Annotated in this window: 9 protein-coding genes; all 9 read right to left on the bottom strand. The window is 55.5% G+C overall.

The window, feature by feature from the left end:
* Positions 1–27 precede the first annotated feature (27 nt).
* The 9 genes from HGBM_RS22205 to argC all read right to left on the bottom strand — a co-directional run bounded on the left by HGBM_RS22205 (position 28) and on the right by argC (position 11,846).
* Positions 28–1,347, bottom strand: coding sequence for an HD-GYP domain-containing protein (locus HGBM_RS22205; RefSeq protein WP_019123291.1), 1,320 nt, complete (start codon positions 1,345–1,347; stop codon positions 28–30).
* On the bottom strand, positions 1,331–1,882 hold the full coding sequence (locus tag HGBM_RS22200; protein WP_019123290.1) for a DUF5317 domain-containing protein: 552 nt from the start codon (positions 1,880–1,882) through the stop codon (positions 1,331–1,333). The genes HGBM_RS22205 and HGBM_RS22200 overlap by 17 nt, the downstream gene beginning before the upstream one ends.
* Before the next feature lie 503 nt (positions 1,883–2,385).
* Positions 2,386–3,357, bottom strand: coding sequence for an ornithine carbamoyltransferase (gene argF / locus HGBM_RS22195; RefSeq protein WP_019123289.1), 972 nt, complete (start codon positions 3,355–3,357; stop codon positions 2,386–2,388).
* Positions 3,302–6,541, bottom strand: a complete 3,240-nt coding sequence (gene carB / locus HGBM_RS22190) for a carbamoyl-phosphate synthase (glutamine-hydrolyzing) large subunit (RefSeq protein WP_019123288.1) — start codon at positions 6,539–6,541, stop codon at positions 3,302–3,304. The genes argF and carB overlap by 56 nt, the downstream gene beginning before the upstream one ends.
* Positions 6,534–7,640: a carbamoyl phosphate synthase small subunit gene (locus tag HGBM_RS22185; protein ID WP_019123287.1), complete on the bottom strand. Its 1,107-nt coding sequence runs from the start codon at positions 7,638–7,640 to the stop codon at positions 6,534–6,536. Before HGBM_RS22185 ends, carB begins: the two co-directional genes overlap by 8 nt.
* 132 nt (positions 7,641–7,772) lie before the next feature.
* Positions 7,773–8,615, bottom strand: a complete 843-nt coding sequence (locus HGBM_RS22180; RefSeq protein WP_019123286.1) for a transporter substrate-binding domain-containing protein — start codon at positions 8,613–8,615, stop codon at positions 7,773–7,775.
* Positions 8,616–8,793: 178 nt separating this feature from the next.
* Positions 8,794–9,975, bottom strand: a complete 1,182-nt coding sequence (locus tag HGBM_RS22175) for an acetylornithine transaminase (RefSeq protein WP_019123285.1) — start codon at positions 9,973–9,975, stop codon at positions 8,794–8,796.
* 20 nt (positions 9,976–9,995) lie between these two features.
* On the bottom strand, positions 9,996–10,790 hold the full coding sequence (gene argB / locus HGBM_RS22170) for an acetylglutamate kinase (protein ID WP_019123284.1): 795 nt from the start codon (positions 10,788–10,790) through the stop codon (positions 9,996–9,998).
* 9 nt (positions 10,791–10,799) lie between these two features.
* Entirely contained in the window at positions 10,800–11,846 is a 1,047-nt protein-coding gene (gene argC / locus HGBM_RS22165) for an N-acetyl-gamma-glutamyl-phosphate reductase (protein WP_019123283.1), read from the bottom strand.
* Positions 11,847–11,872 lie beyond the last annotated feature (26 nt).

Below are 11,872 nucleotides of genomic sequence, written 5' to 3'. Positions count from 1 at the left end.
CTCCGTTACCGTCACCAGGGCTGCTCTCTACCCAGTCTTTTCCTTTGAGTCACTCTTCCAGTGACCTTTTTTATTCATGATGATCTCAAACTCCTCGGGCGGGTAATTCCTGATAATCTTGACGAACTTTTCGGCAATATTGGCGTCAAACTGCGTTCCCGAAGCCTCCTCAATCCTCTCGAGCGCCACTTCTACCGGAAGCCCTTTGCGGTAGGGACGGTCTGACACCATGGCGTCAAAAGCGTCTGATACAGCGAGGATGCGCGCCGCCAACGGAATGTCGGCCCCGCTGAGACCATCAGGATACCCCTTTCCATCCATGCGTTCGTGATGAGAACGAATCGCTGGCAGCAGTTCGTCAAATACGCCCGCCTGTCTCACGATTTGATATCCGATCACCGGATGCTGTTGGATCTTCGCGTATTCCTCCTTGGACAGTTTCCCTTCCTTTTTCAGGATCTCATCTTCTATGCCAATCTTGCCGATGTCGTGAAGGATCCCCCCGTAGTAGATTTCATCAACCTGCGCCTTGCCGAGTCCCAGCACTTGGGAGATTTCTCGGGCCCAGTGCGCCACCCGATAGGAATGCCCGTGTGTATACGGATCTCTTGCATCAATCGAAGCTGCCAACGTTACGAGGAAAGAGTCGTTGAGATGCTCCAGCTTTTTCATCCCCCCAAAATATCTGTGAAAAACAATGCTTATCGCGACGATCTGTGCAATGAGCGGGATAAAGGCAAAGACGCCGTACGCGCTGACCAGCCGGGCGCCGAGCCCGCCGATCAGCATTAACAGCATATAAGTAGTCGTCCCCGTTTTTACCATCCTGATCGCCGTTTCCAGCCACGGTGACTGGTAGAAACAGGATATCCCTACAGCTACCAAACATGTGTTGGCAAGCCAATAGATCAAGATCAGGAGCAGGTCGAGGACAACCCACCAGGAAGCGTCGAAGGCTCCAAACATCCAATCCCGGAACAAGCTTGCAACCCAGACGGTAATCAACATCTGGCCCGCATTTGCAGCTGCCTTGCTGACCGATGATCTGACAAGCGAGGAGACGATCAGAATTTCCAGAATCGCGCACCACACAGCTATCCATGATCCGTACAAAAGGATACCCGAGAAGAGAATCGCATTGTTAAGCGTCAATCTCGCATGATAGGTGCTTACCGGTGCAAACGTGCAGATGATCGTAAGCACCGTGTAGCCGATCAAGATGCTCCAATGCTCCCTCATTTCCCAGTATGGCAGCGCGGAATAAAGAATCATCAGCCCGGCCAGCGGATAGCCGACGCGGACCAGAAGAGAAACAAGCGTACGGCGAATCTCAATGTCTGGCCGCATAGTGTTTCCCTGCTCTTAGGCGAACAAGCGAGATGGGCTTGTTCATGATCCGTTGAACCAAAAAGAAGGTGCCTAACATGATAAACAGGTCCCCGACGCTAATCAGGCGCGGTATCGGAAGCGGCATATAGATAATGTCACCGAGAAAGGGCAAATGGGTCGCCTCGCTCAATACGGTGTGTTTGAAGTCCGTCCCATTCACGATCGGTTCGATGGAATACGGTAGCTTGCTCGCCAGTTCCAGGTCAACGGGCATCCGCCCCAGATTGGTCCAGATAACCAATGAATTCAACAGCCAACCGATTAAAAAAATTCGAATATCTTCGTGTGCGCGATTATAAAAGAAGAAAAGCAGCATACATACATAAGCCAGTGAAACAAATCCGCCGCCCCACTCTGGCATCAGTGCTGAGCAAAGCTGGAGCAGGAGGCTTGCCGCCAGAAACGGCAGCTTGTGAAAGGTGGGTATGTTTTTGATTCGACCGCCACGCAAGAAAGCAACAATAAAAGAGAATAAGATTACGTCCAACAGCACAACGTTCCCCCCTTTGTCAGATTTAAAAGCTTTCACTGTCTGATGCACCCGCAATACTACTCTATGGAATGTTTTGGTATGAAGTGAAAAACACCACTTTCTAGCGGTGTTTTCCAGGCATCCACTTCTGCAATTATCCGATGTGCCAGTTTGCCGAAGTCGCAGCCACAATTCCTGCGACCAAGAGAATAGCTGTAAACAGCTTCTTCATCTTGATCCCTCCTCTTTTGGAGTCCCCATCTTTAGTGTTTATTTTACATGGGAATGACAAATTTCGGCAATCATCAATTTCATGTTTTGATAGACTTTTCAGAAAATAGTTCTTTTTTCCTAGAAATCTATCGAATTTTGCTGTAAGAAAAGCTTTGATTGAAGCTTTCTCGCAGAAGCTGTCGAGTCCCTCCTGAGAGGAAGCTTTTCATGCAAAAAAACGATTGTTCACTCTTCGCTCTCGCTTTTAACGGAGCTGTCGCGAGTGAACAATCGTTTTGATCAGCCTGCTTTTAGATTACCGCCGCCAATACTGCCTTCTGCGCGTGCAAGCGGTTTTCCGCCTGGTCGAAGACAACCGAATGTCTGCCGTCAATAATATCCGCCGCAACTTCTTCGCCGCGGTGAGCCGGCAGGCAGTGCAGGAAAATGTAGTCCGCAGCGGCATGCCGGGCAAGCTGTTGATCGATTTGGTATCCTTGAAACGCCTTGAGCCGAACTTCATTTTCCGCCTCGAAGCCCATGCTGGTCCACACGTCTGTGTAGATGGCGTCAGCCCCGGTCACAGCCTGCACCGGATCGTCCGTAAACGTCAGCGAAGCGCCGCTTTCGTCGGCGTATTGCTGCGCCGTCTTGACGATCTCCTCGGACATGTTGTATCCGGGGGGAGCAGCTACGCTCACATCCACTCCGAGCAGGGCAGCGGCGAGGACCAGTGAGTTGGCTACGTTGTTCCCGTCCCCTACATAAGCCAGCTTGACGCCCTGCAAACGCCCTTTGTGTTCCAGGATCGTCATCATGTCTGCCAGGGCCTGACAAGGGTGGAACATGTCCGTTAAACCGTTGATGATCGGAATGCTCGCATACTTTGCCAGCTGCTCCACATCGGCATGGGAGTAGGTGCGAATCATGATCGCATCGATATAGCGGGACAGTACCTGCGCCGTGTCGCTGATCGGCTCTCCCCGCCCAAGCTGTAGCTCCTTGCCGCTTAAGAACATGCCCATGCCGCCAAGCTGGTACATGCCTACTTCAAAAGAGACCCGGGTGCGGGTCGATGCTTTGTCAAAAATCATCCCCAGCGTCTTTCCCTTGAGCGGTTCGTACTGCTGCCCGCTTTTTTGCAGTTGTTTCAGGTGCAGGGCCGACTGCAGCAGATACAGCAGCTCATCACCGGAAAATTCGTCAATCCGCAGCAGATCCTTGCCTTTAAAGGCCGACGGTTGAACGGTTGGCCAGCTCTCCGATATCTTCGCAAGATTCATGTTCGTCACTCTCCCCTTCCAGGCATGTTTGTATGAACAGGGCAAATGTTTCCAAAGCCGTAAATAACGGAATTCCTTTTTGCAGACACAAGCTGCGCAGGGCAAACCCAAATCGTCCCTGACGGTTGCCCTTGGTCGCGGTGATCAGCGAAAGGGCGACCCTACGCTCACCGATTAACTGAAGACAGCTGCTTTCGTCCGCTACTTCCCATGCCGGTTCGACACCATTTTCCCGCAGGAAGCGGGCGGTTCCCGGCGTTGCCGCAAACTGGACGCCTGCGGCTCGCAGCTTCTCCAGGTGCGGCTGGAAGCGATTCTTGTCTCCTGCCGACAGCGACAGCAGCAGCAGATCTCCCGGCTTCAGCGCAGAAATGATCCCGTCTTTGTAGTAAAACGCTTTGGCAGCCGCAGCCGCAAACGTGCGGCCCAAGCCGAGGATTTCGCCCGTTGATTTCATCTCCGGACCAAGGGCCGGGTCGACCCCGAGCAGTTTGACGGTAGAAAATACCGGTGCTTTTACGACCGCAAACGGAATGTCGGGAAGCAGTCCGAGACCGTACCCCATATCCGCCAGCTTCTCCCCCAACTGAGCCCGGATCGCCAGCTCCACCATCGGCACGCCTGTCACTTTGCTGATAATCGGGACGGTCCGCGATGCCCGCGGGTTTACCTCGAGCACATACACCGTGCCGTCGCCGATAACGAACTGGATGTTCACCAAACCTACAGCGCCCATCTCTTTGGCAATAAGCTTCGTATACGATACCAGCGCATCCCGCTGCTCCTCGGTCAACCCGGGGGCCGGGAACAGCGCGATGCTGTCTCCGGAATGGATTCCGGCCTTCTCCACGTGCTGAAAAATGCCCGGGATGAGGACGTTCTCCCCGTCGCTGACGGCATCCACTTCCACTTCCAGCCCGGAAATAAACTTGTCGACCAAGAGCGGAAAGAAATTGGCTTCCCGCCCGGCTGTTAGCCAGCCTTCGACTGCCTCTGTCAGCTCCGCCTGATTTTCCGCTACCGTCATGCCCTGGCCGCCGATCACATAGGAAGGTCGGAGCAGCACCGGATAGCCGATGCGTTCTGCTGTCTCGAGGGCTTCTGATAAGGAGGCGACCCCTTTTCCGGGAATATGCGGAATCTTAAGGCCCCGCAGCAATTCGTAAAACATCTCCCGGTCCTCGACGCGTTCCACCGCCGAGAGCGGCGTTCCCATTACGGCAAGTCCTGCCTTGGCCAATGGCAGTGCCAGGTTGATCGCCGTTTGGCCGCCGAACTGAACCATCACGCCTTCCACCTGTTCCCGCTGCGCCACATTCAGCACGTCTTCCACCGTCAGCGGCTCAAAGTAGAGATGGTCGGCTGTTTCGTAATCGGTACTGACCGTTTCCGGGTTATTGTTGACGACGATGGCGGCAATTCCTTGTGCCTGCAAGGCTTTGGCCGCATGCACGGAGCAGTAGTCGAATTCGATTCCCTGTCCGATGCGGATCGGACCGGACCCCAATACCAACACTTTGCGTCCCGACTGTTCGGCCACCTCGTCATGTCCCTGCCAGGTGGAGTAATAGTAAGGGGTTTCGGCATCAAATTCGGCTGCACAAGTGTCTACTATTTTATAGCTGGGCAAAATCCCCCACTCCAACCGCTTCGCCCGCACCTCATCGGCCGTTGTCCGGGTGAGCAGGGCGATGGTCTTGTCCGTAAAGCCGCGGTGCTTTGCCTCCCGCAGCAGTTCGGGGACTAGCTGGTCGATACCTGTCTGGCTCAGCAGCTCTTCCAGCTGCACAATCCGCTGTATGCTGCGCAAAAAGAAGGGGTCAACCCCGGTAATCTCGTGCAGCTGTTCCTCCGGCAATCCCCGCCGGATCGCCTCCGCCAAGGCAAACAGGCGGATGTCCGTCGCTTCGGCAAGCTCCTTTTTCAACTCGTCGGCAGACATGGCCTCCGTCTCGGGATGAGACAGATGCTGCACGCCGATCTCCAGCGAACGGACTGCTTTTAAAAGCCCGGCCTCCAGATTGCTTCCAATCGCCATGACCTCGCCGGTCGCCTTCATTTGCGTGCCCAACAGACGATTTGCTGTGACGAACTTGTCAAACGGCCAACGCGGGATCTTTACGACGACGTAATCGATGGCCGGTTCAAAGCTGGCGTAGGTGTGACCTGTGATCGGGTTCAGCACCTCGTCCAGGCGATAGCCGAGCGCCAATTTGGAAGCGATTCGGGCAATCGGATAGCCGGTAGCCTTTGATGCCAGGGCACTGGACCGGCTCACCCGCGGATTTACTTCGATCAGGTAATAACGGTCAGAATCCGGGTCAAGCGCAAATTGAATGTTGCAGCCGCCCACCACTCCCAGGGCGCGGATTACTTTGATGGAGACGCTGCGGAGCATCTGGTACTGGCGGTCGGTCAAGGTCTGGGAAGGGGCGACAACGATGCTGTCCCCGGTGTGGATCCCCACTGGATCAAGGTTTTCCATGTTGCAGACGATGATGCAGGTGTTGTTTTCGTCCCGCATCACCTCGTATTCGATCTCTTTCCAGCCCTTGACGCTCCGTTCGACGAGGATCTGCCCGATCGGACTGGCGTCGATGCCGCGTGCCGCCGCTGCTTTCAGTTCCGCCTCGTCAGCCGCAATACCGCCGCCTGCTCCGCCGAGGGTGTAAGCAGGGCGGACGATGACCGGGTAACCGATCTTCGCGGCAAACTGAAGCGCCGCCTCAACCGTATGCACGGTGGTGCTCTCCGGCACCGGCTCGCCGATTTCCGCCATCATCTTTTTAAACAGCTCACGGTCCTCTCCGTTCTGAATCGCTTCCAGCGGAGTTCCGAGCAGCGTGACTTCGTACTTTTCGAGCACTCCCGCTTCTGCCAATTCCACCGCCAGATTAAGCCCCGTCTGGCCGCCCAGGGTAGGCAGCAGGCCGTGCGGACGCTCTCTTTCAATAATTCTCGTCAGCGACCCCGCCGTAAGCGGCTCCAGATACACCTTGTCGGCCATCTGCTCGTCCGTCATGATCGTCGCCGGATTGTTGTTGACGAGGACGACTTGTACTCCTTCTTCTTTTAAAGACAGGCAGGCTTGCGCACCAGCGTAATCAAATTCCGCCGCCTGCCCGATCACGATCGGACCCGATCCGATCACCAGCACTTTTTTGATGTGTTCTCGTTTAGGCATAGTGTCTCGCTCCTTGTAACTGCAAGAACTGGGTAAACTGCAGCAAAATATGCGACGTGTCGCTGGGGCCCGGGTGGGCTTCGGGATGGAACTGCACGCCGGTAATCGGCAGGTACTGATGGCGCAGACCTTCTACCGAACCGTCGTTGACATTGCGGTACGTAACCTCCAGCTGCCGCTTGTCGAGCGATTCCTCCTGTACGACGTAGCCGTGGTTCTGCGAAGTCATGTAGACTTTTCCTGTTGCCAGCTCCACGACCGGATGGTTGCCTCCTCGGTGCCCGAAAGGCAGGCGCTCGGTCCGGCCGCCGAACATCAGGGCAAGCAACTGATTTCCGAGGCAGATGCCCAGTGTCGGAAATCTTTCTGCCACCTTGCGCCACTCGCTGCAGTACGCCATCAAATCATAGGGATCTCCCGGCCCGTTGGAAAACACGACACCGGCAGGTTTCAGTGCTTCGATCTCGGCAAAGCTGGTGTCAAACGGCACGACTGTCACGCTGCAGCCCAGCTGCACCAGCGCGTCGGCGATCGACTGCTTCATGCCCAAATCTACGATCACGACATGCTCGCCCTTGCCGGGATAGTGAATCGGCGCCGCGGTGGAAACGCTTGCCACCAGGGATTTTTTCGCGTGATCCCAGCGGTAGGCTGACATCTCTTCCGGTGTCAGCGGCCTGTCGCTGATCACGCCGTGTACCAGGTGATGGCTGCGCACCAGTTTGGTGATCGCGCGCGTATCGATACCCGCGAGGATGGGAAAGCCAAAGCGCTCCGCTGCCTGGGCCAGCGAGTACTTCGCCCGGTAGTGGCTGGGCTGCTCGCACAGATCGCCCACAATCATGCCAGACAGCGCCGGCTTTCCCGACTCGTAGTCGGTATCGTTGATTCCGTAATTTCCGATCAGCGGATACGTAAAGGTGACCAGCTGCCCGGCAAAGGACGGATCGGTCATCACCTCTTGATATCCAGTCATACCTGTATAAAAAACCACCTCACCAGTCGCCGTCAGCGGCGCTCCGTACAGCCGCCCGCTAAAGACTTCCCCCGTCGTCAAGGTGATATAGCCAGTTCCGTTTGATTGTGCGTACATTTCCAATTGTTCCATCTCCTCTCCAAGACAGTTGACGCACTTTTCTATAATCGTATACATATTCGCAACTGTGAATTATTATACATACAGATCAATAAAAATGCAATCGGTTTTTCCGATTGCATTTGTCCGACATACTTACTGAAGCCACTTTTTTTCTAACGCTGCGAATCCGCCCTTTGCCTTCATTTCCTCGACCCAAAAGTTGACGAAGTTTTGAAAGATCGCGTCACCCCGCTGCATCAAATACGCCTTGTCGTCATGAGTAAAAGGATGATCGGTAAACGCGGCGTACAGGCGTTTGTCCTGCTTGGCGTAGTACTTCGCCTCTACTCCGTCTGTAAACATCACATCGTATTTGCCTTCCGCGATCAGGCCGGGGATATCCATATTGTTTTCAATGACGGTAATCTTGGCTTGCTTGATATTGGCACGGACAAATTTTTCATTGGTTCCGCCAGGGTTGACGGCGATCGTCACGCCAGGCTGGTCGATATCGGCCAAGCTCTTGAATTTGTCCTTGTTCTTTTCGTTGATGAGCGCTGTCTTCCCGTCCAGGTAGTACGCCTGCGAGAGATGCGCGGCTATTTGCCGTTGGTAGTTTCTACTGATCCCGCCCATGGCGATATCGAACTTATCCGCCAGCAGGTCGTCCATCAAGGTAGGCCAGGTCGTTTTTACGAAGCGCACCTCCACTCCCAGCGCTTCGGCCAACTGTTTGGCGGCATCAATGTCGTAGCCCTCGTATTCCCCCGTCTTGGGGTTCAGGTATGTAAAGGGTTTGTAATCTCCTGCGGTGCCCACGCGTATGTAACCTCGGGCAATAACCTCATCCAACCGCGATTCTGCCTTTACGCCGGCGCCTTGCTGCACCGTCTGGTCTGCCCCGGCCACAGGCAAAAAATTCCCCGCTGCGAAGCCGCCTGCCAAAAGGGCGAAGGCGAGCAGCCCTTTCGCTGCCGTTTGCTTTATGTTTGCCATGTCATTTTCCTCCTTGAATGATTATTTTAAATTTACTGATATGTATTATAATGTATTTTCTAGGACAAGAGGAAGAAAAAGACGCGGGATAGCCCGCGTCCTATTCGTGCGCTCAGGTACCTTTTTTCAGCTTCTCTGTGCAGTTGTTCCCCAAGCAACAAGCATTGCGCTGCTTATCCTATTGATGTTGAATCGCCTCCGCCAGCACCTCGCAGGCATGGGCGATCTCTTCCTCGGTCGTAATAAACGAAGGGAGCAGGCGGATCACCTGCGGCCCCGCTGACAGTATCAGCAGCCCTTTTTCCCGGGCATAGGTAATCACATCTGCCGCCGGCCGGGCCAGCTCCACCCCGAGCAACAAGCCCTTGCCGCGCACGGATGTCACCTGTTCCGGCAGCTGCTGCTGGATCTGCTTCAACCGCTTCTCCAGCTCTCCGCTCAGTTCACGCACCCGGGCAAGCAGGTTCTCCTGCTCGATCGTCTCAAGCGTAGCGAGTGCGGCTGCCATCGCCAGGGGATTTCCGCCAAATGTCGTCCCGTGTGAGCCCGGAGCAAACGCCTCAGCCGCCTGCTCGGTAGCCAGCACTGCGCCCACCGGAAATCCGCTGCCCAGCGCTTTGGCCAAGGAGATGACATCAGGCTTGATCCCGTAATGCTGAAAGGCAAACCATTCGCCCGTGCGTCCAATTCCGGTCTGCACTTCATCCACCAGCATCAACAGGCCGTGCTGATCGCACAGTTGGCGAATTTCCTTCACCCACTCGGGATCTGCCGCATGAACGCCGCCCTCTCCTTGCACCAATTCCAGCAAAATCCCGCATGTCTTGTCGGAAATAGCCGCTCGCAAGGCCTCGCTGTCATTGTAAGGAATCGTCTTGAACCCCGGCGGGAGCGGTGCGAATCCGTCCTTTACCTTGTCCTGCCCGGTGGCCGTCAAAGTTGCCAGCGTCCGCCCGTGAAACGACTGTTGGAAGGTGATGATTTCGTACCGCTCGGTTCCCTTCACCTTTTGGGCATAGCGGCGGGCCAGCTTGATCGCCCCCTCGTTGGCTTCGGCTCCGCTGTTGCAAAAGAAGGCGCGATCCAGCCCGGAGAGCCGGGTCAGAGCATCAGCTACCCGCTCTTGCAGCGGGTGCTCAAACAGATTGGACGTATGCCACAGCGTATCAACCTGTTCGTGCAGCCGTTTTGCCACTCGCGGCGGCACATGGCCGAGGGACGCTACGGCGATGCCGGATGTAAAGTCAAGGTAGGACCTCCCCGCTTCATCCCACACCGTATTGCCCTGCCCTCTGACCAGGCGAACCGGCCAACGGGAATAATTATTCATCAAGCTGAATGTTTGTTCAGTCGTCTCCATGCTCCTTTTCCCCCGTTCCTCTATTGCAGTATGGTGCTTTTGATCGCTGTGCCTACCGGGCGTCCGATCACTGCATCGCGCAAATCCGACGCCGTCCCCCGGCAAATAACCACCTGGCCCACGCCTTGTTTCAAGGCGTCAACAGCCGACTGTACCTTGGGTATCATCCCCCCGTAGATGATCCCTTCCTTGATCAATTGATCGATTTCTGCCGGGTCTGTCTCCCTTTTTACCTGCATTTCCCCGTCGGCTTGCGGCAGGCAAATGCCGGGAACGTCTGTCACCATCAGCAGTTTATCCGCACCCAGGGCCGCGGCGACCGCTCCGGCAGCCACATCTGCATTGCAATTGTAAACATTCTGACCGTCTGCGGAGACGGCAAGCGGTGCGACCACAGGAATATACCCCAGCTCGAGGAGATGGCCCAGCATGGCTGACTCCACGTGCACAATCTCGCCGACCAGCCCAAGCGGCCTGTCGGTTTGCCGGGCGGTAATGAGACCGCCGTCCACTCCGCTCATTCCCCACGCTTTGCCGCCGGACTGGCTGATGCGGCGCACGAGCTGTTTGTTGATCGAACCGGACAAGACCATTTCAACGACTTCCAAGGTCGCCTCACAAGTATAGCGCAACCCGTCCACAAAGCGGGGGGTGATCTGCACTTTTTCCAGCATGGCATTGATCGCTGGCCCGCCGCCGTGCACGATCACAAGCTGATGACCTGTTTGCTGCAGCTCGGACATCGCCTGAAAAAAATCCGCCGGGAGCTGCTCCATCGTACTGCCTCCGCATTTTATCACCAGTATTGAGCTCATTTCACCCTCCTATGGAAACACGGGGGATAGCAGCAAACCCGTTGTTTCCGCCATTCCAAACATTGTGTTCATGTTCTGTACAGCCTGGCCGGCCGCACCTTTTACCATGTTGTCGATCACGGACAATACGATGACCCGTCCCGTCCGCTCGTCCAGATGCAGGGCGATATCACAGTAGTTCGAACCGTATACATCCTTGGTTCGCAAGTAACTGCCAGCCGGACGGACGCGGACGAAAGGTTTGTCAGCATAGGCAGATTCGTACAATTGCTGCAGTTCTTCGAGCGATTTGCCCGCTTCCAACTGAGCGTACGCTGTCACGAAGATGCCCCGCGTCATCGGAACCAGGTGGGGCGTGAACTGCACGATGACCTTCTCTTGGCCAAACCGGGAAAGTTCCTGCTCAATCTCCGGAGTGTGTTGATGCTGACCTACCTTGTAGGCAGAAAAGTTCTCGTTCACCTCGCTAAAGTGCACAGCGAGCGATGCCCCCCGTCCCGCCCCTGATATCCCTGACTTGGCGTCAACGATCAAGCTGCCGGGATTGACCCAGCCGCTCTTGATGAGCGGAACCAGCGCCAACAGCACCGCAGTCGGATAGCAGCCGGGATTGGCCAGCAGGACGGCGTCTGCTATCGCTTCCCGATTCCATTCATGCAAGCCGTATACCGCCTGGGCCAGCTGTTCTTCTGGCGCCGGGTCTTTTTTGTACCACTGCCGGTACAGGTCTGCCGATTTTAACCGAAAATCTCCTGACAGATCGATCACTCTGCAGTTTCCCGCAAGCAGCCCGGGTGTCAGTTTCGCGCTTACTCCCGCCGGAGCGGCCAAAAAAATCACATCCGTGTCGTCCGTCATGCTCTTCGTGTCAATCGCCTGAAGCTCGGGAAGCTGCAGCTGTTCGATATGTCCAAAAACCTTGGCCAACGCCTCCCCTTCGGAAGCAGCCGAACTCGTATACAATCGCTGAATATGCACATTCGGATGGCCGGACAGCAAGCGAACAAGCTCAATTCCGCTGTACCCGGTCGCACCGACAATTCCAGCACGGATCATTCCCTCTCCCCCTACTGCATATTTAT

This window comes from Brevibacillus massiliensis, assembly GCF_000311785.1.
GTDB lineage: Bacteria > Bacillota > Bacilli > Brevibacillales > Brevibacillaceae > Brevibacillus_C > Brevibacillus_C massiliensis.
This window is presented reverse-complemented; position numbering and strand designations above follow the sequence as displayed.